The 23,528-nt window shown below is 67.9% G+C and carries 21 protein-coding genes; 13 read left to right on the forward strand and 8 right to left on the reverse strand.

Translation table 11 applies throughout. The features are described 5' to 3' along the window. Positions 1-154 precede the first annotated feature (154 nt). The 6 genes from ACMGFE_RS02580 to hmgB all read left to right on the forward strand — a co-directional run bounded on the left by ACMGFE_RS02580 (position 155) and on the right by hmgB (position 7,368). Entirely contained in the window at positions 155-1,024 is an 870-nt protein-coding gene (locus ACMGFE_RS02580) for a CAP domain-containing protein (RefSeq protein ID WP_436923514.1), read from the forward strand. A gap of 82 nt (positions 1,025-1,106) precedes the next feature. Beyond that, a complete protein-coding gene (locus tag ACMGFE_RS02585) occupies positions 1,107-1,955 on the forward strand; it encodes a TatD family hydrolase (protein ID WP_436923516.1) in 849 nt (282 codons plus the stop codon). A gap of 39 nt (positions 1,956-1,994) precedes the next feature. Beyond that, entirely contained in the window at positions 1,995-2,213 is a 219-nt protein-coding gene (locus tag ACMGFE_RS02590) for a hypothetical protein (RefSeq protein WP_436923518.1), read from the forward strand. Between the two features lie 367 nt (positions 2,214-2,580). After that, positions 2,581-3,162, forward strand: coding sequence for a DUF2150 family protein (locus ACMGFE_RS02595; protein WP_436923520.1), 582 nt, complete (start codon positions 2,581-2,583; stop codon positions 3,160-3,162). A 153-nt stretch (positions 3,163-3,315) separates the two neighbouring features. Then, positions 3,316-5,895 carry a hypothetical protein gene (locus ACMGFE_RS02600; protein WP_436923522.1) on the forward strand — a complete coding sequence of 860 codons (2,580 nt, stop codon included), beginning with the start codon at positions 3,316-3,318 and terminating at the stop codon, positions 5,893-5,895. Positions 5,896-6,021: 126 nt separating this feature from the next. Then, positions 6,022-7,368: a hydroxymethylglutaryl-CoA synthase gene (gene hmgB, locus ACMGFE_RS02605; protein WP_436923524.1), complete on the forward strand. Its 1,347-nt coding sequence runs from the start codon at positions 6,022-6,024 to the stop codon at positions 7,366-7,368. Between the two features lie 334 nt (positions 7,369-7,702). Here hmgB and ACMGFE_RS02610 read toward each other — a convergent pair whose 3' ends face one another. Continuing rightward, positions 7,703-9,631: a response regulator gene (locus ACMGFE_RS02610; protein WP_436923526.1), complete on the reverse strand. Its 1,929-nt coding sequence runs from the start codon at positions 9,629-9,631 to the stop codon at positions 7,703-7,705. Positions 9,632-9,883: 252 nt separating this feature from the next. On the opposite strand from ACMGFE_RS02610, the gene nth reads away from it, so the two are divergent. After that, positions 9,884-10,573: an endonuclease III gene (gene nth / locus ACMGFE_RS02615; RefSeq protein ID WP_436923528.1), complete on the forward strand. Its 690-nt coding sequence runs from the start codon at positions 9,884-9,886 to the stop codon at positions 10,571-10,573. 63 nt (positions 10,574-10,636) lie between these two features. On the opposite strand, the gene ACMGFE_RS02620 is transcribed toward nth, so the two are convergent. Then, entirely contained in the window at positions 10,637-11,506 is an 870-nt protein-coding gene (locus tag ACMGFE_RS02620; protein WP_436923530.1) for a CheF family chemotaxis protein, read from the reverse strand. A 175-nt stretch (positions 11,507-11,681) separates the two neighbouring features. After that, positions 11,682-12,785 (reverse strand): CAF17-like 4Fe-4S cluster assembly/insertion protein YgfZ, encoded by a 1,104-nt coding sequence (ygfZ, locus tag ACMGFE_RS02625; protein WP_436923532.1) that lies wholly within the window; start codon positions 12,783-12,785, stop codon positions 11,682-11,684. A gap of 82 nt (positions 12,786-12,867) precedes the next feature. On the opposite strand from ygfZ, the gene ACMGFE_RS02630 reads away from it, so the two are divergent. Continuing rightward, the gene (locus tag ACMGFE_RS02630) at positions 12,868-13,083 is read left to right on the forward strand and encodes a hypothetical protein (RefSeq protein WP_436923533.1); all 216 of its coding nucleotides are present in this window, start codon (positions 12,868-12,870) and stop codon (positions 13,081-13,083) included. Positions 13,084-13,102: 19 nt separating this feature from the next. On the opposite strand, the gene ACMGFE_RS02635 is transcribed toward ACMGFE_RS02630, so the two are convergent. Both ACMGFE_RS02635 and ACMGFE_RS02640 read right to left on the reverse strand, forming a co-directional pair. Then, entirely contained in the window at positions 13,103-13,300 is a 198-nt protein-coding gene (locus ACMGFE_RS02635; RefSeq protein WP_436923535.1) for a DUF7333 family protein, read from the reverse strand. Positions 13,301-13,390: 90 nt separating this feature from the next. Beyond that, positions 13,391-14,542 carry a geranylgeranyl reductase family protein gene (locus tag ACMGFE_RS02640; protein ID WP_436923537.1) on the reverse strand — a complete coding sequence of 384 codons (1,152 nt, stop codon included), beginning with the start codon at positions 14,540-14,542 and terminating at the stop codon, positions 13,391-13,393. Between the two features lie 171 nt (positions 14,543-14,713). Between ACMGFE_RS02640 and ACMGFE_RS02645 the strand changes: the two genes are divergently transcribed. Together ACMGFE_RS02645 and ACMGFE_RS02650 are read left to right on the forward strand one after the other, a co-directional pair. Continuing rightward, complete coding sequence (locus ACMGFE_RS02645; protein ID WP_436923538.1) at positions 14,714-15,976, forward strand: COG1470 family protein; 1,263 nt, start codon at positions 14,714-14,716, stop codon at positions 15,974-15,976. Positions 15,977-16,072: 96 nt separating this feature from the next. Further along, on the forward strand, positions 16,073-16,459 hold the full coding sequence (locus tag ACMGFE_RS02650; RefSeq protein WP_436923540.1) for a hypothetical protein: 387 nt from the start codon (positions 16,073-16,075) through the stop codon (positions 16,457-16,459). A 24-nt stretch (positions 16,460-16,483) separates the two neighbouring features. Here ACMGFE_RS02650 and ACMGFE_RS02655 read toward each other — a convergent pair whose 3' ends face one another. Both ACMGFE_RS02655 and ACMGFE_RS02660 read right to left on the reverse strand, forming a co-directional pair. Further along, positions 16,484-17,527 (reverse strand): WD40/YVTN/BNR-like repeat-containing protein, encoded by a 1,044-nt coding sequence (locus tag ACMGFE_RS02655; protein WP_436923541.1) that lies wholly within the window; start codon positions 17,525-17,527, stop codon positions 16,484-16,486. 305 nt (positions 17,528-17,832) lie between these two features. Further along, a complete protein-coding gene (locus ACMGFE_RS02660; protein WP_436923542.1) occupies positions 17,833-18,195 on the reverse strand; it encodes a winged helix-turn-helix transcriptional regulator in 363 nt (120 codons plus the stop codon). Between the two features lie 262 nt (positions 18,196-18,457). Here ACMGFE_RS02660 and ACMGFE_RS02665 point away from each other — a divergent pair, with 262 nt between their 5' ends. Together ACMGFE_RS02665 and ACMGFE_RS02670 are read left to right on the forward strand one after the other, a co-directional pair. Then, on the forward strand, positions 18,458-18,877 hold the full coding sequence (locus tag ACMGFE_RS02665) for a DoxX family protein (protein WP_436923543.1): 420 nt from the start codon (positions 18,458-18,460) through the stop codon (positions 18,875-18,877). Positions 18,878-18,915: 38 nt separating this feature from the next. After that, on the forward strand, positions 18,916-19,878 hold the full coding sequence (locus ACMGFE_RS02670) for a glutathione S-transferase family protein (protein ID WP_436923544.1): 963 nt from the start codon (positions 18,916-18,918) through the stop codon (positions 19,876-19,878). 22 nt (positions 19,879-19,900) lie between these two features. Here the strand turns inward: ACMGFE_RS02670 and ACMGFE_RS02675 are convergent, their stop codons facing one another. Next, complete coding sequence (locus ACMGFE_RS02675) at positions 19,901-20,074, reverse strand: DUF7987 family protein (protein ID WP_436923545.1); 174 nt, start codon at positions 20,072-20,074, stop codon at positions 19,901-19,903. 454 nt (positions 20,075-20,528) lie between these two features. Here ACMGFE_RS02675 and ACMGFE_RS02680 point away from each other — a divergent pair, with 454 nt between their 5' ends. Then, a complete protein-coding gene (locus ACMGFE_RS02680; RefSeq protein WP_436925142.1) occupies positions 20,529-23,330 on the forward strand; it encodes a rhamnogalacturonan lyase family protein in 2,802 nt (933 codons plus the stop codon). The last annotated feature ends 198 nt before the right edge of the window (positions 23,331-23,528 follow it).

Below are 23,528 nucleotides of genomic sequence, written 5' to 3' on the forward strand. Positions count from 1 at the left end.
CGGCCTGCTCGTCGGACTCGCCGTCGCGGGCGTCCTCTGATCCGCGACGTTCGCAGACACGGCGCTCGCGTCCGCGGCACTCGCCGCGCCGTCCTCGTTTTAGGCGTGATAATTGGGGGCGAGTCTTTAACCGGGGCTGTGGGAATCCTCGGACATGCTCCGTATCGACGGGCGCGTCCTCGTCGCGTCCGTGCTCGGCCTCTTCCTCGTCGGCGCGGCCGCGGGGTTCGTCCTCGGGGGCGGTGTCGGCCAGTCCGATGGACCCGGCGACGGCGCCAGTGGCCCGACCGCGACGCCGGCGGGCACGTCGACGCCCGCGCCGAGTCCGGTTCCCACAGCGACGGGGACCGCGCCGGGTACCGGGACCCCGACGCCGACTCGTGATCCGACGCCTGCTGCCACGGATCCACCGACGGCGGTCCCGACGGCGACGCCCACAGCGACGCCGACGCACACGCCAGGCCTGACCGCGACGCCGACGCGGACACCGATGCTGATCCGCCGGTTCGATTCCGGGGAGATCGAGCGGCACCTGCGGCGGCTGCTGAACGACTGGCGCGACGAGCGGGGACTGCGGCCGTTCAGCTACCCGGACGGGCGCGTCGTCCGGAAGCTCGACCGGATGGCGACCGCCCACAGCGTCGACATGGCCGACCTGGGCGAGACGGTCCACCGGATCGACAACCGGTCGAGCGCGGGACGCTACCGCGACGCCGCGCTCTTCGAGACCTGCCAGTTCAAGAAGTCCGGCGCCCAGTACATCGTCACGCCGACGCGCAACCGCCTGGAAGTCCTGGGCAAAACCTACGCCGGACGGACCTACGAGACGCCGAACGGGACTCGCTACAACGGCGACGAGTCGGCGGTCGCGAGCGCGATCTTCGAGTCGTGGACCGAGCCGGGACCGTACCGCGACCGGCTCTCGTACGCCAACGCGACCCGTATCGGTATCGGCATCGAGACGACCGAGGACAACGAGGTGTACGTGACCGGTAACCTCTGCGGCGTCTACGGGAACAGCTGACCGGCCGGTTGCAGGCCGCGGCGGCGCCGGTACGGGCCCTCGGAGCGGTTGGTTTTTGCGACGCCGGATCGCATGGCGAGACATGAACGCCGACCTCGACACGCCGGTCCTCGACGACCACATGCATCTCGACCCGGTCCACGGGCGAGGGGTCGAGGCCGCCGCGGAGTTCGCAGACAACGGCGGCACGCACCTGCTCGTCGTCAACAAGCCCTCGTGGCACCTGCTCGACGACCTCCCGAGCGACGCCGCGGACTTCCGGGAGGTGTTCGACCTCACCGTCGACGTCGTCGAGCGCGCCAGCGAGGTACTGCCGGGCCGCGCCTGGCCGGTCCTGGGCGTCCACCCCGCACTGATCTCCCAGCTCGTTGACGACGGGCACGACCCCGCGGAGGCCCGGGATCTCATGCAGACCGGTCTCGACGCCGCCGCGGAGTACGTCGCCGACGGGCCGGCGCTGGCGCTCAAGTCCGGTCGGCCCCACTACGAGGTGTCCGATGCGGTCTGGGACGCCTCCAACGCCGTGATGACCCACGGGTTCGACCTCGCCGCGGAGGCCGGGTGTGCGATCCAGTTGCACGCCGAGGGCAGCGAGGACTTCCGCGAGGTCGCCGAGTGGGCCGAAGACCGCGGGCTCCCGTCCGAGCGCGTCGTCAAGCACTACTCCGGCGGGCGACTGCAGGGGATCACCAAGAGCGTCATCTCGAACAAGGAGGACCTCGAACTCGCCATCGAGGAGGACGAGCCGTTCATGATGGAGACCGACTACATCGACGACCCCGACCGGCCGGGTGCGGTCTTGGGGGTCAAGACGGTCCCGCGGCGGGTTCGGTGGCTGCTCGAAGAGGGATACGACGAGGCAGTTCGGCGGGCCCACGTCGAGACGCCCGCCGCGGTGTACGACATCGACACCGAAGGGACGCTGGAGTGAACCGGTAACGTTTCCATTCGTTGACGGGAACGGCGCTTCATGGACGACCGCCGCTGTCCCGATTGCGGGGTTTCGATGGAGTCGGTCGAGTTCGGCATGGCCGACGCGTGGCAGCCCCACGTCAAGACCGAGGAGAAGCGCGAGGGCCTGCTGGGGAAACTTGGGATGAACGAACGCAAGGACGTCGAAACGGTCGCCTGCCCCGAGTGTGGTCTGATCCGTTTCTACGCGGACATCGAGACGGAAGAAGCGTACTGAGCGTGGTCGGTCGCGGAGTCGGTACTGAGCGTGAACGGTCGCGGAGTCGGTACTGAGCGTGAACGGTCGCGGAGTCGCGGTGGCCGGGAGCGCGTGCCCGCGCTCTTGCGCGGGTCGCGCGACTCGGGGAAGGGCAGGCCCGCCACTAGCGTCCGGCGCCGTAGGCGCCGGTTAACCGCGCCGAGCGAAGCGAGGCGCGGCCTTTTTCACCCATGTTTTTGGCTAGCGAGGGACCGAAGGTCCCTCGGACCATGCGAACGGGCGGCTTCGCCGCCCGTGAGCAGACGGGGGGTCGCGCTACGCACGACCCCCCGAGCGAAAAAGATGGGGTCGAAAGCCATATCACCGGAGCGACGAACGGAGTTGTATGAGCAATCAGCCGGGGGAGTACTACACGCCCGAACGCTGGCAGAACTGGCTGGACAGGATAGACGAGGAGGAGCTCGACCCGGAGGACGACGACACGGCCCAACTGCTCTGGAACATGCAGGACGACACCGCCATCGCGGTGGTCAAGGTCGTCTCCGACTTCGAGGACGAGGTCCTCGACGAGGACGGCGCGCTCGCCGAGATCGAGGAGATGCGCGAGGTCGTCCTCGCCGAACCCGAGTTCGACGACGAACAGGCGCTCATGCTCGTCGACAGCGTCCAGACCTCGCTCGTGTGCGTCTTCTACGCGGCCGAGGAGTACATCGTCGGCGGGACCGCCGAGGAGGCGGGCATCGGCGATTACGTCAGCGCCGCGGCCGACGCGGAGTCCGAGGAAGACCTCGACGCCGCGCTGTCGTACTGCGTGCAGGCGGGGACGCTCGTCATCGACGGGGCGGAGTTCGACCCCGCGATGGCCGAGGAACTGGAGCCGGGCCTCGTGGTCCAGTGGGTCAACGGGCTCGACAGCCTCCAGACGGCGATGAAAGACCCCGAAGTCGTCGAAGAAGACGACGAGTAACGCGGCGGTCTCCCCGGGCCGTTCGCCGCCGCGGCGCCGGCTGTCGCGCTCGCTGCGGTCGCGCCGTCTGCCCGATCGGCGGACGGCGCGTCGTTATCAGGGTGGAAAATCGGGGACACAGGTTTTTGCACGCCCGGGCGGAACTCCGGGCACATGGATTCGTGGGACGACAGGGGGCAGTCTATCCAGATCGGGGCAGTCCTGGTCTTCGCGGCAGTCGTCCTCCTGCTCGCGCTCTACCAGGCGACGGTCGTCCCACAGCAGAACGAACGGGTCGAGTTCGACCACAGCCAGCAGATCCGGGGGGAACTGCTGGACCTGCGGAACGCGGTCGTGTCGACGGTCGGGAACCCGAGCAGGCGGTCGGTGTCGGTGGCGCTCGGGACGACCTATCCGTCGCGCGTGCTGGCGGTGAATCCGCCGCCCGTCTCGGGACAGTTGCGGACGGTCGGGACGGCCGACGGCGACGTGTCGTTCGGTGTGACGAACGCGACGGCGCTCGACGCCGAGACGGACGACTTCTGGAACGGCACCCGGCGCGACTACGACACCGGCGGCGTCGTCTACCGGCCGGACTACAACGAGTACGGCCAACCGCCGTCGACGGTCTACGAGAACTCCGTGCTGTACGACGACTTCTCCTTCGAAGGAACGACCGTCGCGCGGAGCGGGCAGGCGCTGGTCGACGGGAGTTCGATCTCGCTGGTGGCGCTGAACGGGTCGATCCGGGCGTCCTCGTCGGGCACGGAGTCCGTCGACGTGCGGCCGGTGAGCGCGTCGACGACGACGGTCGCGGTCCGGAACGCCGACCCGGACTCGAACGTGACGGTCCGCGTGCCGACCAGACTGAGCGAGTCGCGCTGGGAGGCACTGCTGGCAGACGAGTTCGTCGCCGCGGGCGGGAACGTGACCGACGTGCGGACGAACCCCATTCCCGCGGCGCCCGCGTACCGGATGCTCGTCGTCGACCTCGTGCCGGGGACGTACGACCTCCGGCTGGCGAAGGCGGGCGTCGGGACGCGCGTGACGGGGACGGAAGCGGCGTACGTGACGGAGGTCCGGGGGAACGGGACGCACGTCCCGGAGGGAGGAACGGAGCAGTTCGTCGTCGAGGTACGCGACCGGTACAACAACCCGGTGAGTGGCGTGACGGTGCGCGCGGCGACCGACGGCACCGGGAGCGTCTCGGGGCGCGCGGAGACGGGCGACGACGGCCGGGCGAGGCTGACCTATCGCGCCCCCGCCGACGTCGACGGGGCGTCGGTCGCGGGGCGGGTGAACGCGAGTTTCGCCGTGTCGCCGGGGGCGGGACCGGGCTCGTTCGCCGGCGGGAAACCGGAGAACGTCAGCATGAACGTGACCGTGCGGAACGCGGACGGGAGCGGGCTCGGCGGCGGCGGTGGAGGGGGCGGCGGCGCCGGCTACTCGCTGCGCTGGACCGAACCGACGACGGTCCCGGGGACGACGAGCGGGGGTGCGGACTGTGCGTCGACGCCCGATCCCTGTAACGTCACGATGCGAGCGGAGACAGTCCGGCCGCAGATCGGCGCGCCCATCGGGTTCGGGTCGAACGACACGAGCGTCGTTCGCGTCTTCAGGCGGGTGACGGCGACGGGATCCGGCGGGACGGCGACGACGACGGTGCGATTCCAGCGGGCGGAGGGCAACGCCACGCTGTGGACACAGAGCGCCGGGGCGAACGCCACCCGCAACGTCTCGACCCCCTCGTCCGAGCGCTTCGAGTCGAATCTGGGGAGATACGGCGCCTTCGGGACGTTCGTCGGGGACGATCCGGAGCTGTCAACGGAGAACGCCAACACCGGGTCGTCGTCGGTCGTGTTGCACGGCGGCGACGACGGTGGGATCGTCACGACGGAGTACGACACGACGGGCGCCGAGATGGTGGTCGTGCAGTACTGGGCTCAGGACGTCGGCGCCGAAGCGAACGACGCCGATACCGGGCTCGACGAGGACCTCGCCGTCGAGTACCTGACCGCGGCGGGCACCTGGGTGCAGGCTGACCTGCTGGAAGCGAGAGGGACCGTGGACGACCCGCAGCGTCCGACCTACCACCGGACGGTGCGGCTGGGGGCCGACGCCCTTCACGGCAACTTCTCGCTGCGGTTCCGGCAGGTCGCGGCCGACGCCGCCAACGACGAGTGGCTCGTCGACGACCCGCAGATATCGGTGATCGGGAAAGCGGTCGGCGGCGGGGAGGCGGGCGGGCGGACGCCCGGGTCCGGCGGTGGAGGCGGAGGCGGTGGCTCACTCGTCTTCAACGACGACGCGGTGGCGGTCGACGGACCGGACGCCGACTCGACCGCGGGCGGCGTAGAGTTCTCGGTCACGAACGACTTCGGCCAGCGCGCGCAGATCACGAGCGTCGAGGTGTCCGGCGTCAGCGGGAACCGCCGGATCAACGACCGCGTGATACCAAACTATCAGGACCGGCGCACCGAGATATACGTGACGAGCGACGTGAGCGACGGCTGGGTCGATTACAACGGTGGCATCGGACTCCCGACCACGTTCGACATGGACAGCGACGGGTTCAACAACAACGGGAACCCGGAAGCGTCGAGCGGGACGACCTTCGACGTCTCCCTCTTCGAGTTCGAGAACAACGGCGGCAACCGGATCGACATGAGCGGCGAGTCGTTCGATGTCACCGTCTCCTACGAACTCGCGGACGGCACGACCGGGAGCGAGACGTTCACGGTGAACGTCTCCTGAGAGAAAGGGACTCTCAGACCGCTTCTCCCGGAAGAAGCGCCACGAAACCGCCGTCGATCGGCGCGTTCGACGGTCGTCGATGTGCTAGTCGACAGGCACTTGTAGGAGTCACACGGAGTAGCGGGTATGACATCGGTCGGTATCGACGCCGTCGAGATACGGACGGGGAAGCTCAGACTCGACCTGCCGGAGACGTTCGCGCCGGCCCAGGGCGACGACCCGGGGAAGTACACGAAGGGGCTCGGCCTCACGGCGAGTTCGTTCCCGGACGTCTACGAGGACATCGTGACGATGGGCGCCAACGCGGCCCACGAACTGATGGAGCGCAAGGGCCTCGAACCCGAGGACATCGGCCGGATCGACGTGGCGACCGAGAGCGCGTTCGACAACTCCAAACCCGTCTCGACGTACATCGCCGGCTGCCTCGAACAGGTGTACGACGGTGACTTCCACCACGCCAACAAGGGCGAGCGCAAGTTCGCCTGCATCTCGGGGACCCAGAGCCTCGACGACGCCTACAACTGGATCCGCGCGGGCCGCAATCGGGGCCGCGCGGCGCTGGTCATCGCGACCGACACCGCCCTGTACGCCCGGGACGACCCCGGTGAGGCGACGCAGGGTGCCGGCGCCGTCGCCCTCCTTGTTACCGAGGACCCGAGCTTGGTCGAACTCTCGACCGAGCAGGGGTACGGCAGCGCCGACGAGACGGACTTCCTCAAGCCCCAGCAGCAGTTCCCGAGCGTCGACGGCAAGCGCTCGGTGCAGGTGTACCTCGCGCGGATGCGCGAGGCCATCGAGGACTTCGAGTCGGTCACCGAGACCATCCATCCCGACGATTACGTGCTCGGGCCGTTCCACACCCCCTTCCCGGGGATGGTTCGCAAGGCGGCGGCGCTCGCGTTCCGGCACTTCAGCCGCGACACGGAGATAGAGGAGCGCCTCGCCGACGAGATCGGTCGACAGCCCCGTTACGAGGCATTCGACAGCGAGGAAGCCTTCCGCGAGGCCGCCGCTGACTACACAGACGACCTGACCGACACCGACGTGTATCGCGAATGGTACGCCGAGACGGTCGAACCGACGCTCACCATCTCCCGCGAGGTCGGCAACTGGTACACCGGCTCGGTCCACGTCGCCCGGCTCTCCGGGCTGAAAGCCGCCTACGAGAACGGAACGGACCTGACCGGTGAGAAACTGCTCGTCGGCTCCTACGGCTCGGGAGCGCAGGCGGAGATCCACGCCGAGACCATCCAGTCCGGCTGGGAGTCCGAGATCGAAGCGATCGACGTCGACGAACAACTCGCGGCTCGGTACGAACTCACGTTCGACGAGTACGAGGACGTCCACGACGTCCACAACCACGACGAGGACGCCGGCGCCAGCGACACCGATCAGTTCACCGCGCCGGAGGACGAGTTCGTCTTCGACGGCTGGGGACGGATGGGCGAACGGAAGTACACGTACGTGGAGTAAGGACGGTCGCGAACGGCGCGAGGTCGCGTAGCGACCTCGAGAACCGGACGGCGCACCGCGCCGTGAGGTAGTGAGCGACCGCTTTTTTGGTCCAGATTTTTTGGCCGAGCGGTGGTCGAAGAGAGCGGAGTGACCGAGGCCACCCGAGGCGAAAAAAGGTGGTCGCCAGTTCGTCTTCGACGGCTGGGGACGGATGGGTGAACGGAAGTACACGTACGTGGAGTAAGGACGGTCGCCATCACTGTTCTATCAGCGGTCTTCGGCGACACCGCTCTCGACTAGCTCGGTCTAGGAAGCGACGGTGCCGGTCGAACGCGAGTCGCAGAGGCGGCGGTCACAGGCGGAACTCGAACCTGGCGCCGTCGGTGTCGGCGGGGGTCCGGAGGTCCCAGTCGTGGGCGGCCGCGACGCGGGAGACGATGGCCAGTCCGAAGCCGGTGCCCCGGGGGTCGGTGCTGACGCCGGGAGAGAACACCGATTCGTCGACGTCGTCGGGGAGGCCGGGGCCGTCGTCCTCGACGGCGAACCCGTCGGCGGTCTCCTCGACGGTGACGGTCACGCTCTCGCCGCGTTCGGTAGCGTCCTCCGGAGCTTGCGACGGAGCGCTTGTCGAGCCGTGCTCGACAGCGTCCTCGGGAGCCTGCGACCGAGGGCTTGTCGAACCGTGTTCGACAGCGTTGCGAAAGAGGTTCTCGAACAGCCGCGTGACCCGTTCGCAGTCTACTTCGACCGTCCGGTCGGCTTCGACCACCAGTTCGGCGTCGCCCGTCTCGACGGTCCGCCAGGCGTCGGTGGCGACCGTCTCCAGGTCGACGGGTTCGGTCTCGCCGATGGTCTGTCCGGACCGGGAGAGGGTGAGGAGTCCCTCGACGATCGATTCCATCCGCGAGAGCGCGTCGTCGATGTGGGCGACGGTCTCCTCGTCGCCGCCCTCGAGGAGGTCCAGCCGCGCCTGGGCGACCATCAGGGGGTTCCGGAGGTCGTGCGAGACGAGCGAGGCGAACTCCTCGAGGCGTTCGGTCTTGCGCTCCAGTTCGCGTTCGCGAGCTTTCAGCTCGGTGATGTCGGAGGAGACGCCGCAGACCCCTTTCGGCGTCCCGTCGTCGTCGAACAGCGGCGCCTTCACCGAGTAGTAGACGCGGCGCTCGCCGTCCCACTCGGCGGACTCCTCGATCTCGACTGTCCGGCCGGCCGCTATCGCCCGCCTGTCGTTCTCGCGGACCTCACGCGCGATCTCGGCGTTCTGGAGCTCCTCGTCGGTCCGTCCGAGGATCGCCTCCCGGTCGTACCCGAGCCGGTCGGCGAACGACTCGTTGACGAGCGTGTATCGGCCGTCGCGGTCCTTGATGTATATGTGGGCGGTGGTGTTCTCGAGGACGGTCTCGAGCTGCTCGTTGGTCCGTTCGAGGTCGCGTTCGTACTCGATGCGGTCCAGCGCGCCGACGAGGTGGGAGACGAGCAGTTCCGCGAGTTCGAGGTCTCGTTCCTCGAATTCGTCGACCGTGGTCGAGATGGCCTGAAAGACGCCGTGGTCGCCGACGGGGACGCTCAGCGCGCTCCGGAACGAGTCGTCGATCGGCTCGGCCTCGTCGACCGCTCGAACGTCGCCGACCCGGTAGGACTCACCGGTCTCGTAGGTCTTCCCGATGAGCCCCTCGTCGCGTCGGAGGTGCGACGACTGGTCGGGGAAGTCGACCAGCGCCGTCGGGACGAACGCGCCGTCCCGGAGTTCGTAGAACCCGCAGGTGTCGAACTGCAGGACGTCTCGCGCCGTCTCGACGGCACACCGATAGGCACTGTCCCTGTCGTCGTCGTCGCGGAGTTCGAGCGCCGTCGCGTGTAACCGCTCGAGTTTCCGACGAACGTCGGCCAGGTCGCGCTCGGCGCGGTACTGGGAGACGGCGTTCTCGATGCGGTTGGCCAGCAACGCGTACTGTTCGGTGCCGCGCTTCTGGAGGTAGTCCGTCACGCCCTCGGAGATCGCCTCGCTGGCGATCTCCTCGCTCCCGCGGGCGGTGAACAGGATAAAGGGGAGGTCCGGACGGTCGGCCCGGATCGTGCGCAACAGCTCCAGACCGTCGACGTCGGGCATCTCGTAGTCGCTGACGACGCAGTCGATCCGATCCTCCGCGAGCACCTCGAGCGCTTCCGTCGCCGTCGTCACGCCGCGAACGTCCGCCGACGGGAGTTCCCTGGCCAGGAACTCCTCGGTGACCGCGATGGCGTCGGGGTGGTCGTCGACGCACAGCACTTTGGGTGACACCACTATCGCCCGATATATATGTCACTGCCATATCAAAGTTGTTGCGTCGACGGGCTGCCGCTCGGGCGGCTCCGGGGGGGCGCCGGTTCCGCACGGCTATCCAGCGACGCCCCGACGGGCGATCCGGCGACGACGGCCGGACGGGCGATCCGGCGACGACGGCCGGACGGGCGATCCGGCGACGACCGAGCCCGCGGGGTATCGGTCGAGACCGAACCACTGAAGCGAGATTCCGGCGAGGATCCCATCACAATGGGCACCCCACTCCCCACGCGCGAGGAGCAGGTCGAGGAAGTCGTCGAGCGGCTCTGGGAGGAGTACCCCGACGCCACCATCTCGTTGCACTTCTCGAACCGCTTAGAGCTGCTCGTCGCCGTAGTACTCTCGGCGCAGTGCACCGACGAGCGCGTCAACCAGGAGACCGAGCACCTCTTCGAGAAGTACCGGACTCCGGAGGACTACGCCGAGGCGGACGTCGACGAACTCTCCGAGGACATCAACTCCATCACCTATCACAACAGCAAGGCGGACTACCTCAAGTCCTCCGCGCAGACGATCATCGAGGAACACGACGGCGAGGTTCCGGACACGATGGAGGCGCTGACCGACCTCAAGGGCGTCGGGCGGAAGACCGCGAACGTCATCCTCCAGCACGGCCACGACCTGGTGGAAGGGATCGTCGTCGACACGCACGTCCAGCGCCTCTCGAAGCGGCTCGGCATCACCGAGGAGGAACGGCCCGACGCCATCGAACAGGACCTGTTGCCCATCGTCCCCGAGGAGGAGTGGCAGTGGTACACCCACCTGCTCATCAGTCACGGGCGGGCGATCTGCACCGCCCGGAACCCGGACTGCGACTCGTGCGTCGTCGAGGACATCTGTCCGTCGTCGAAACTCGACCACGACGTGGACCTGGCCAGCGGCGAGCCCTGGGACGAGTAGCGGCCTGCGAGGGGTCGAGGCAGTAGTCTGCGACGACCCAGCCGTCGCGAAGACGGCGAGCGGTTACGAGTTGACGTCTTCGAGGTGCTTGCTGACGACGACGCGGCCCTTGGGGGTGAGCTTCGGGCCGTCGTCGGCGTCGACGACGAGGTCGTCGGCCTTCAGGTCGTTCAGGACCATCGTCACTTGACTGCCCTCCATGTCCAGCACGCTGGCGAGCGAGACGCCGGGGCCCGTCGAGTAGACGGCGACGAGGAGTTCGACCTGTTCCTCCGAGAGGGAGACGTCTTCGAGGTCGGACATGAGGTCGCTGTACTCCAGGCGGAGGAACCTCCCGAGGATGGACATCTTCCGCGGGGAGTCCATGGCCCCGAGCGAGAGGGCGGCCTGGCCGCCGTTGAGGTGTCGAACCGCGAGGACCGGCTGTTCGGTGCCGTTAATCTCGCGGGTGAGTCGGTCGAAGTCGCTGACCGTCGAGAGGTCGACGTCGACGGTGTCGTCGGCGCGGCGGAAGCGGACCGTCTCCGGCTTGAGGAAGAGTTTGGCGGGGACGAACGGCTCGTCCGTGACGCGCCCGCCGACCCGCGCCGGGTGCTTGACCGTCATGTCGGTGCCGTTGAGGATGGCCTTGAAGAGGACGGTGGTGAACTTCTCGATCTTGTCGTCGTCGGCCTCGACGGCGGCGACCATCCGCTTGCCGGACCGCTCGAAGGCGATGGTGACCGTCGAGCTGAAAAACTCCCCGAGCCCGTCGGGGACGTGACCGACCGCGATGTCGAAAATCGTGGTGAGCGGAATCGTCACTTTGCCCTCGTCGCCGGCGAGCACGAGCCGCTTCTCGCTCAGCAGGATCCGCCCTTTCACCGGCTCGGCGCGAGCCGACGCTTCCGAGTTGAAAGAGCCGACGAAGTCCGCGATGACTGATTCCGACATGGGCGGGGTTACGACCACCTTGCACAGCACAAATATTGAGCGTTTCGTGCCAGTATCACTGGCGAGAACGCCGTTCGGTCGCTCCCGCGGCCCGCGACCGCCGTCCCGACGGTCCCGCCCTCGCTCCCGGCGACGCCCGCGAGCGGTCCGGTGGCGTCGCGGACTCTCGATTCGCTCACTGGTCGGGGTAGCGCGGGCGCCGCTCGGAGTCGTCGCTCCCGTCGACGAACGGGAGCGCGGCGCGCGTCGCCGACAGTTCGTCGCCGTCGACCCGGACGGTCAGGGGCGTCGTCCCGGTGGCCGCATCGCTGTCGAGTGCGGCGAGTGCGATCGGTTCGCCGCGAGAGGGGCTCTCCGCGGCGCGCGTCACCTCGCCGACGGCGGCGTCGGCGGCGAAGACCGCGGCGCCCGCGTCGGGCACGGCTTCGCCGGTGAGGCCGACGAGGCGCGTCCCGGGCTGGCCCCGGTTCTCGATCCGGGAGACGACCTCCTGGCCGACGTAACACCCCTTCTCGAAGTCCAGCGCGTTGCGGACGCCGCAGTCGTTGGGGAGGCGGCCCGACAGTTCCGACTCGAACAGCGGCGTCCCGGCCTCCAGCGTCAGCGTCTCCCAGGTGCGGTACCCGAAGGGGGCGGCCGCCTGACCGAGGTTCGCGAGCGTGTCGAAGACGTCAGCGGCCTCGCTCGCGGCGCAGACCACCTCGTATCCCTCCTCGCCGGTGAGGCCGTCGTCGCGGATCACCGTGACGCCGGCGTCGCCCATCGTCCCGCGGACGAACGAGAGGGGCCGATCCGGCGTCGCGGACTTGTTGAGGACGCTCGCGACCTTCTCGGTGGCCTGCGGGCCGTAGACGCCGAAGACGCCGAAGTCGTCGGTCGCGTCGGTGATCTCGACGTCCTGGATGAACGTCTTCTCGCGCCAGTCGTCGGCCACGCGTTCGTGCTCGGTCGGGGGGAGAAAGAGGAGCAGGCGGTCGCCGTCGGCGGCGTTGTAGACGTACATGTCCGTCTCGACGCTGCCGGAGGGATCGAGCAACAGCGCGTAACAGCCCTGGCCGTCCTCGTTCGGGACGCGGTTGGAGACGGCGTTGTCGACGAAGTCGACGCGGTCCTCGCCCTCGACGACGAGGACGCCGTAGCCGCGTTCGGTGACCCCGACGACGTTCCGGACGGCGGCGTGAGTACGTTCGGGTCGGCCGTAGTGGGCCGCGACCCGGCGGTCGCCGCGCTCCTCGAACGTCGCGCCGTGGTCCTCGTGGACCGACTCGATGACCGTCATTACCCCGGTGTGGGGCCGGTGGCGGGTTACATCTTCCGGGACCGGCGAAGCGGTGAAGTGCCGGACGGACGACGGCCGAGATATGTCCCCCACGTCTCGCCTCGCAGCCGCCGGCGAGTGGCTCGAAGCCCACCCGATCGCCTATTTCCTCGCGCTCGTCGCCGCCCCCGTCACCGCGAAGGTCGCCGTGGCCGCGCTGACGGGCGGCGGCCTACGTGAAGCGGTCGAGAGCGGCCTCGTCTTCGGCGTCGTGTTCGCCGCGGTGACGCTCGCGCTCCGCCGCTACGTCGGACAGTAGGACTGCCGGTTGGGTGCCCTCAGTGCGCGCTTCCCGCCCGGTGTTCGCCGTACAGGACGCCCAGTCCGAGACAGATCAGGCCGAACGCGACCATCGACGGTGCGACCATCATCAGCGTGATCCGCGGCGGCATGACGTCCATCGCGAGCAGCGCGCCCACGGCGACGACGATGATCGCGACGAACGCGGCGGCCGTCTTCGGCAGGTCGAACTCCATGACGGCGCTTGGGAGTGATATCAAATGAGGATTTCGACGATTTCGACCGCGGAGAGCGGTGTCGACCGTCGACGGTCGTCGACAGACCGCCTATCCGCGCAGCAGCGACTTCAGCTGGTCGACCGAAAATAGCGAGGTCGGGCGGTCCATGTGGACGCCGATCTCGCCGGAGAACGCCCGGAGTCCGACCCGCTGGACGGGTTCCGGGAGCGAGTACGCCCGCCGGAGCCAGTGACCGAGTTCGATCTCGCGTTCGAGGTCGTCGCGCCAGGCCCGCTCGTAGTCGGCCAGACTCCCCGGCCTGCGCGGGTCGACCTCGCGAGCGGCGTGGTCGGCGGCGGTCATCCCGTAGAGGATGCCCCCGCCGGTGAACGGTTTGGTCTGGGCCGCCGCGTCGCCGATCAGGAACGCCCGGTCGCTCGTCACCGAGTCCGGCGGACCGACGGGTATCAGGCCCGAACACCGGTGGTCCGTCTCGACGCCGTAGTCGGCGACGAAGCGGTCGAAGCGCTCGCGAACGTCGGCGCTGGGCGGCGTCGCCAGGCCGTACTCGACGCCGGCGTCGCCGCGGGGGATCCGCCACGCGAAGAAGTCCGGGACGGTCAGGTGGACGTCGACGAAGTCGGTGTCGTCGTCCTCGTCGGAGAAGCCGAGGACGCCGTGGAGCAACTCGTCCGGTTCGGGCATGTCGAGTTCGCGGCGGACGCGGGACTTCGGGCCGTCGCAGCCCGCGACCATCCGTGCCTCGTGAGTCTCGACGCCGTCCGGCCCCGTCACCTCGACGCGGACGCGGTCGCGGCGCTCCTCGACGCCGACGACGGTGTGGTCTTCACGCACGTCCGCGCCTGCCTCACGGGCGGCGTCGGCGAGTTCGTTATCGAGCCCCACGCGGTCGATGACGTTCGAGATCTGTTCGTCCTTGTAGAAGGGGTAGGTTCCGGCGTCGAGTCGCCGGCTATCGACGTTCGCGGGGGCGTGCCCGTTCGTACGGGGGTCGCTCGGCGCGGCGCCGCGGGGACTGCCGAGGTGGAATCGGGCGCCGTAGACGACGTTCTGGAGGAGACGGTCGCGGGCACCGTCGGGCGTGTAGTCCCAGAGATCCGTGGAGACGTGGCCCGAGCAGGCGAGCGGTTTCCCGATCTCCCCTTGCTCGAAGGCCAGCACGTCGTAGCCCGCCTCGGCGGCGCGGCGGGAGAACCGCGACCCGGCCGGGCCACAGCCCACGACGACGAAATCGTGCATACCCGCCGGTGGGGCACGTCGCTGTAAATACTCTCCGGCCTCGACCCTCGCCTCGGAGGCCGCATCGTGGAACCACTCGAAATGTAAATTGGCCATTTGATGTTACGAAACCGCCTATACGTGGCTACCAGTAGGTAACTATAGCTCCCGATCCTCCGGGACTGATCACGCATGGATTACAGAGACATACTGACGATCGCGGTGGTGGCGGTCCTTCTGGTCCCCGTCGCCAGCGCGTACGCACCGAGTTCGAACAGCGCGCCCGGCGGGGACGAACAGGCCGACGACGGCGCCGGCGCTGCGGCGGCATCGTCGGCGACGACGGCACAGGACGGCAACTACACGCGGCTCTACATCACCGACGGGTACCTCAGCGACCGCGTCAAGCCCGGTGAGTCGGTGACCTTCAACGTCACCGTGGGCAACAGCGAGGACCACGCGGTGGAACTCGACCCGCACGTGGTCCTCCCGCAGGTCCAGGGTCGCCCCATCGAGAAGTCGTGGATCACCATCGAGGACGCCGACACGACGCTGGACGCCGGCGAGGAGCAGCAGTTCGCCGTCACCGTCGAGGTGCCCGACGACGCCGAGTTCGGCAGCTATCGCGCCCAGGTGGCGTTCACGAATCAGACGGTGAGCTATCCGGGTCGGCCGGATCGACCGGTCCACGCGGCGCAGATCAGCGTCTCCGTTCACGAGGAGCCGTCGGTGCAGATCGTCGACGGTCGCTACGCCTCCGCGCAGGTCCAGACTGGCGACAGCTACACCTACGAGGTGACCGTCCGCAACGACGGTGACCAGGCGGTCCCGCTGAATCCGCGTATCCAGATGCGCGAGCACCGGCGGCCGAGCGAGAACACGGTCGAGCGCTCGTGGTTCGAGATCGACGCGCCCACCGAGGTCCAGCCCGGCGAGACGGCGACCGTCACGATCACCGTGACGCCGCCCGAGGACGCCTCCGTCGGCCGGTATCACACCGAGGTCAACCTCGGGTTGACCGACCCCAAGCGGCCCGACCGGAGCGACTACTGGCAGCGCGTCGACCTGAGCATGCTGGTCTGGGAACAACCCGACCAGCCCTTCGAGAAGACCTTCTCCGTCAGCGAGCGCGCCGACAACGTCTCGCTGTCGCTGACGGCGGGTAACTACTACGAGCAGGCCTCCGACGAACCGGTCTCGTTCGACGTGACGTTCGTCTCGCCGAACGGCACCGAGTTCTCCGCCGAGCGCGTCTCGGTCACCGACAGTGGGTCGGTCAGTCTCGGCGCCGACGACCGCCACGACGCCGAAACGCAGGGCGCCTACGCCGCCCGCTCGGGCGGGACCGAGTTCGAGTACCGCGTCGACGACCCCGACGCCGGCGAGTGGACCGTCCGCATCATGCCGCGCAACACCGTCGACTTCCGCTACCAGATCGTCCGCAACGAGGGCTGAACGCCCCACAGCTCTTTTCGGCGGTTCGCGCCCGAGTCCGCCGTGCCGACGCTGTTTGCTGGTGTCCTTATATCGGCGCACCGCAGAGACACGGCCATGAGCAAGTACCAACCGGGCGTCTGTTACATCGGGGCCGACGAGCGGCGCAAGCGACGCACGCTGGGAGCGCTCTCTTTCCTGGCGGCGGCCGGCTACGTCGGTTTCGTGATCGTAACCGGTCGACCGGACGGCCTGCTCCTCGGATCGTTTCCGTTGCTGTTCGGCGGGTTCGTCGGCGTCGTCCAGGACCGGATGGGGTTTTGCGCGGCCTTCGGTGCGCTGGCGCGCTACGACCTCTCGGGGTCGGGCGGCGACGCCGGACCGGTCGACAGTTCGGAAGCGGTCAAACAGGACCGCGTTCGGGCGTTTCAGGTGCTCGCGGTATCGGCTGCGGCCGCGGTCGTCGCGACGATGGGCGTCTACGGCGTCGCGGCTGTGCTGTGAACGGACGACCGGGCTCCGGCGCGCTCAGACCACGGCGAGCCCGCGCGGCGTCTGGGACTCGTACTCGTCCTGCCAGTCGAGGTCGAGCCTGTCCCACGACGCGCCGGCGTCCGCCGAGCGGTAGAGTCCGCGGTTGTTGAGTGCGAACAGGACCGGGCCGTCGGCGGCGGTCAGTATCGACCGGACGGTCCCCTCGGCCCCGGGCAGGCCGTCCATCGACAGGGTCCACTCGGTCGCATCGTCCCGGCCCGCGTTCGTCGTCCGGTAGACGTGGGCCTCGGCGGCCGAGACGGTGTGGGCGCTCCGGGCGCCCCTGGCGGCGGAGACGACGACGGTGTCGGAGTCCGAGCGCGGGACGGCCAATCCCCAGACGTAGCGGTGGCCCAGTCCGTCCTGGGGGTACGTCCAGGTGTCGCCGCCGTCCTCGGACTGGGCGTAGCCGTCGCCGGCGGCGGTGTAGACGCGCCCCTCGGCGTCGGGATGGGTCGCCAGCGTGTGGTTGTCGCGGCGGGCTCCCTCCGGGCGGTCCTGCCACGTCTCGGTGCCGTCGGCGTCGCCCGCGCGCGCCGTCAGCGCGTCGTCGGTCCGGACGAGTGCCCCGGCCTCGATAGCGACGTAGAGCCGCTCGGGGTCGTGCGGGTCCGCTTCGAGCCAGCGGACGTGGTGAGTGTGCGGCCGCGGCGGGAACGACCACGCCGACTCCGAGGGGAGGTCGGTCAGCGGCGGCAGCGGCTCCCAGGAGTCGCCGCCGTCAGTGGAGCGGTAGACCGCGGAGGGTTCGGAGCCGGCCCACACCGTGTCGGGGTCGTGCGGGCTGACGGCGAGTGCGGTGACTCGGTCGTCGATATCGGGAGCGACGCGGTCCCAGGTGTCGCCCTCGTCGGTCGTGCGCTGGATGCCCGACTCGACGGTGCCGGCGAAGGCGCGCTCCGGTCGCTCCTCGCTCGCGGCGACAGACTCGAAGTCGCGGCCGACGAGGGGTTCGCTGGCGGTCCAACCACTGGGATCGCCCCGGACGACCAGCACGCGGTCGTCCAGTGCGGCGTAGACGATCGTGTCGGCAGGCATACCCTATCGGAGGGTCGCGACGGCCTTAACTGGTCGCTGAAATCGATTTCAGGAGTCCGTCGCGTCCTCGTCAGCGGGCTACGCGTCCTGTCGGCGTCGCCACTCGTCGCGGACAGTGGGCCACGCGTCCTGTCGGCGTCGCCACTCGTCGCGGACAGTGGGCTACGCGTCCTGTCGGCGTCGCCACTCGTCGCGGACAGTGGGCTACGCGTCCTGTCGGCGTCGCCACTCGTCGCGGACAGTGGGCGCGACGCCGCCGACCGCGACGCACGCTGGGACCCGCGGGGTGAAAAATCGAGGGCCGATCACTCCTCGACGTAGTCTGCGGGGTCGACGTATTCCCGGGCCCACGCGTCGAGTTCTTCGAACACCGGACCGAGCGCTGCACCCTTCTCGGTCAGCGAGTAGAAGGTCGCGACGGGCGCGGCTTCCTCCATGCGCTTGTCGACGAGGCCCGCCTCGGTCAGCGCGTCGAGCGACTGCGAGAGCGTCCGCGAACTCGCCCCCGTCGCCTCCTTGAGTTCGTTGAACCGCATCTCCCCCTCGTCGTGCAGGTCGTGGAGGACGGTGAGGCGCCACCGCGTCCCGATCACGTCCAGGGACTCCGCGGTCGGGCACGCCTGCGGATCCACGTCCGCGAACGGGTCGTTCGGGTCGTCCGTCTGCATCACCCATAGATTCGGCCATCTGCGTGAAAAATCTCCCGCTGGGACACGTCCCGGTACACCGCGGTATACCTGGTCGATCCGACCCAACCCGGTATAACATAATATACCTGACACTAATGTGGGTGGCGGCGAAAGTCGTGACTGCGATGAACGCGACGCACGTAATCGAGCGCATCGACGCGGAATCAGCCGACGAAGGGCCGACGAACGGCGCAGTGAACGGAGAGGTAGGGCCGGCCGCTGTCGGGGAGGTGTCGGCCTGATGGTCTTCGAGTCGACGGGCGCCGGGGCGGCGCTGTTGCTCGGTCGCGGGCTCTTCGCGGCCGTGCTGGGCTTCATGGCGCTGGGCAATCTGCTCGACCTGGAGGAGACCGTGGGCTACGCCGAGCACAAGGGCGCGCCGGCACCGCGAATACTGGTGCCGCTGTCGAGCGTGGCGCTGATCGGCGGGGCCGCGTCGATCCTGCTCGGTGCGTTCCCAGCCGTGGGCGCGCTCCTCGTGATCGGCTTCCTCGTCGGCGTTACGCCGGTGATGCACGACTTCTGGGGGCAGGAAGGAGAAGACCGACAGAACGAGCTGATCCACTTCCTGAAGAACGCGGGACTGGCCGGTGCGGCGCTGGTCTTTCTGGCGCTCTCGACGGCCGCCTGGCCGTACGCCGTCGGCCCCTCCGTGGTCTGAATCGCCCGCGAACACACACCGACGAACACACGACATCCATGGGACGACTCATCGACGGCGAATGGTTGAGCGACGTGACGAACGACGACCGCGTGGACTTCGACTACGAGGAGACCGAGTTCAGATCGGCGATCGGGACCGACCGACATCCGGCCGACCCCGAACGGTATCACCTCTACGTCTCCCGGGCGTGCCCCTGGGCCCACGGCACCCTGCTGACGCGGGCGCTCCTGGGCCTCGACGACGCTATCGGGATCAGCGTCGTCGACCCGCACCGGCGAGACGACGGCTGGGAGTTCACGCCGGAGAAAGCGGGCTGTACGCCCGACCGACTCCACGATACCGACTACCTCCGGGATGTCTACACCACGGCCGACTCGAACTACACCGGTCGGGTGTCCGTGCCCGTCCTCTGGGACGAAGCAGAGGGAACCATCGTCAACGAGGAGTCCGACGAGATAATGCGGACGCTCGCGGACGCCTTCGCGGACTACCGGGGCGCCGACCTCTATCCCGCGGGCCATCGGGAAGCGATCGATCGCTACATCGGCGAACTCTACCGCCCGCTCAACCGCGGCGTCTACCGCGCGGGATTCGCGGAGACTCAATCGGCGTACGAGTCGGCCGTCGAGACGGTGTTCGAGGCGCTCGACCGCTGGGAGGCACACCTCTCGGACCGGCGGTACCTGCTCGGCGACCGCCTGACGCTGGCGGACCTGCGGCTGTTCCCGACGCTCGTCCGTTTCGACGCCGTCTATCACACCCACTTCAAGTGTACCGTCCGCCGCCTCGTCGACTATCCGAACCTCTGGGGATTCACGCGGGACGTCTACCAGACGCGCGGCGTTCCAGGAACGGTGAATCTTGACCACGTCAAGGAGCACTACTACCGCAGTCACGAGCAGATCAACCCGACCGGGTTCGTCCCCGTCGGTCCCGCCGTCGACTTCGAGGCGTCTCACAACCGGGACGAGTTGCCGGGAATGCCGCCCACCGCGTAACTGGCCGCTGAAGCCGTGCGAATCAGGCGTCGCGTCGACGGCGCTGTTCACCGCGAACAGTCGGTGCGACGACGGCGAACGCGACCAGGATGAGGCCGGCGAACACTTCGGGCGTGTTGAGTGACTGTGCGGTGACGAAACCAACGATACCGACCGCGACCAGCAGTGCGGTTTCTTTCGTGTGCCGTGAGACCATTGGCTATCGCATGCCGGTGGTCGATAAATCCTTTCGGATCCCGCTCTCGCCCCCGGCCTGATGGTGACCCCAACTTTCGCGTCTCGCCCTCGACCGCGACCCGAAGGCGACTCCGACTTTCACGTCGAAGCGTCGGGGATCGGAGCGAACCAGTCGGCCACCGGTTCAGCCGTCGTCTCCGACGGGTTACGACTGGTAGATATGTTCTCGGTACATCATGTGTGTGGAGTTGTCAATACCCAAACGTTCATACAAAATGAATTCAAATGAGGACATTGTGGCGAAAAAGACAATGTCTGATGAGGATAAAAACAAGGGGCGGTATCGACAGTACCGACGTGAGTTCCTCGGGGGAATCGCTGCGGGGACGACACTGCTGGGGACCGGCGGTATCAGTATGGCAGCCGCCGGGAGGGGGGAGAAGAACAGAACAGACAAGGATGGTACGCGGCAGATGGAGTCGCTCGATCGGGGCCTCGTAGCCGTTCCGACGGAAGACGGAGTGTTGCTCCGATGGCGACTGTTCGGGACAGAACCAGCCGATCTCGGCTTCCACGTATTTCGCGACGGCGAGCGGCTGAACGACAAACCGATCACTGACAGCACGAACTACCTCGACCCCGCCGGGACGACCGACTCGACCTACGCCGTTCGAGCTGTCGGCAACGGGCGGGCCGGCGGTGAGCGCCACGACAAAGACGACGATCGAAAGCCCGGGATGTCGGAGTCGGTCGAGGTGTGGGACGACCAGTACAAAGCGATCCCGCTGAACAAGCCCGACCCGGTCGAAGGCGAGGACGGCGAGACGATCACGTACCACGCGAACGACGCGAGTCTGGGCGACCTCACGGGTGACGGTACGCTCGACGTCGTCCAGAAGTGGTCCCCGTCGAACGCGAAGGACAACTCCCAGTCGGGGCAGACGAGCGACGTCCTGATCGACGGGTACACGATGGACGGGAAGCACCTCTGGCGAGTCAACCTCGGCCAGAACGTCCGGGCCGGCGCGCACTACACGCCGTTCCTGGTGTACGACTTCGACGGAGATGGCAAGTCGGAGCTCGTGGTGCGGACGGCTGACGGTGCCGAAGACGCGGCCGGCAACGTCATCGGGGATCCGGACGCCGACTGGACGAACGAATCCGGATACGTCCTCGGAGGACCGGAGTATCTCACTGTCTTCGACGGAGAGACGGGTGAGGAACTCGCGACCCAGGACTTCCAGCCCGCACGCGGAGACCCCTGCGATTGGGGCGATTGCTACGGGAACCGCGTCGACCGGTTCCTCGCGGGGACCGCCTACCTCGACGGCGAGCGACCGAGCATCGTGTTCACGCGGGGCTACTACGAGAAGACGATGCTCGCCGCGTGGGACTTCCGGCAGGGCGAACTCGAGTTACGCTGGATCTTCGACAGCGAGGACGGGAACGAGGAGTACGAGGGCAAGGGCGCACACAGCCTGGCCACCGCGGACGTCGACGACGACGGCAAGGACGAGATCGTCTTCGGCGGCGCGGTGATCGACCACGACGGCACCGGCCTGCACACGACGACGATGTCGAACCCCGACGCCCAGCACTGCGGTGATTTCATCCCCGACCGGGAGGGTCTGGAGATCTTCGTCCCCGCCGAGTATCCGGCCGAAGGGGCACCGAGCCTGTCGATGCGCGACGCCGAGACGGGCGAGTACATCTGGGCCGTCAGGAACGGTGCGGACGTCGGCAGAGCGATGGTCGCCGACGTCGATCCGAACTACGAGGGAGCGGAAGCGTGGGGGGGCCAGCCCCTGTCCACCGGGAGTGACATCGCCGGCACGTTCACCGCCGACGGTGAGCCGATCAGTGAGACCGCCATCAATTCGGTAAACTCGGGGATCTGGTGGACGGGCGACCTCCACCGCGAACTACTCGACCACGACTGGCAGGGCGATGGGGTCGGCATCGGCAACATCCAGAAGTGGGACCCCGAGGCCCAGGAACTCGACCTCCTGAAATCGTTCGAGGGCACTCGCTCGAACAACTGGACGAAGGGCAACCCGTGTCTGTCGGGGGACATCCTCGGTGACTGGCGCGAGGAGGTTATCTGGCGGGCCGAGGACAGCAGCCACCTGCGCCTCTACGCGACGCCGCACGAGACCGACAATCGGCTGTACACGCTGTTGCACGACCCGCAGTACCGGACCGGCATCGCGCGCCAGAACGTCGGCTACAACCAGCCGCCGTGGCCCAGTTTCTTCCTCGGCCACGGGATGGACGACCCACCGAAACCCGACATCAAGACCTCGTTCGAACCCGCAGGACACGACCGACTTGCCGAAATATCCGCCAGTGAGACCGAGGGGACCGTCTGCGATACCATCGAATTCGACGCGGTGGACCTGACGGGCAAAGGCCGGAAGATCAGTTCCCTCTCGTGGGAGTTCGGCGACGGCACGACTGCGACGGGCCGCTCGACCAGTCACGCCTACGACGAGACGGACATGTACCCGGTCAAGCTGACCGCGACAGCCAAGAACGGGGAGACGACGACTGATTTCGAGACGATCACGATCGTCGAGCCGGAGCCGATAGCGGAGGCCGTGCCGAGTGCGACCCGCGCCGACATGGGCGAGTCCATCGACTTCGAAGCGGAGGACGTCTCCGGTGACGAGAGGTCGGTCGACTCCCTGACGTGGGAGTTCGGCGACGGAACGACTGCCACGGGCTGGTCGGTTTCCCATAGCTACGACGAACCCGGTGAGTACACCCTCACGCTGAACGCCACCGCCGAGAGCGGTTGCACGACGTCACATTCCGTGACGATCACGGTCGACGTCGCAGCGGGAACCTACCGTCTGACCGCACGGCACACCGCCGACGACAAGGTCGTCGAGGTGGCCGACGGCTCCACGGCGGCCGGGGCGAACGTCCAGCAGGGAGTCTGGGAGGGCGCAGACTACCAGCGCTGGGAGGTGACGGAACTCGAAGACGGCGTGTACCGGATCGAGAACGTCGACAGCGGGCTCGTGATGGAAGCCGACGGCGGCGCCTCGGAGGGCGGGAACGTCGTCCAGGCCACCTGGGAGGGCGAGGACTACCAGAAGTGGAAGGTCGTGCCCGTGGCCGACGGGCACTGTAGCCTCCGGCCGATGGACGCTCCCGACGATCTCGCGGCCGACGTCTTCGGTGTGAGCACCGAAGACGGTGCGACCATCGGGATCTGGAGCGTGAGCAACAGCGACAACCAGCAGTTCGCCTTCCTCGACCCCTCGGCCTGACTTCCGACGAGTCCATCTCCGTTCGCTCACTTCGTTCGCTCCGGTCGATGGACTCGTCGACCTTCGCGAAACTCCCGGTTTCGCTCAGTCCCGACGAGTTCATTCGACTGCGTTCGCTTCGCTCACTTCGTCTCATCCCCTCGTCAAACATCGCAAATCCGTCGGATTTGCTCAGTCCCGACGGGTCCGAGATCGACG

The organism is Halosimplex amylolyticum (genome assembly GCF_051414035.1).
GTDB lineage: Archaea > Halobacteriota > Halobacteria > Halobacteriales > Haloarculaceae > Halosimplex > Halosimplex amylolyticum.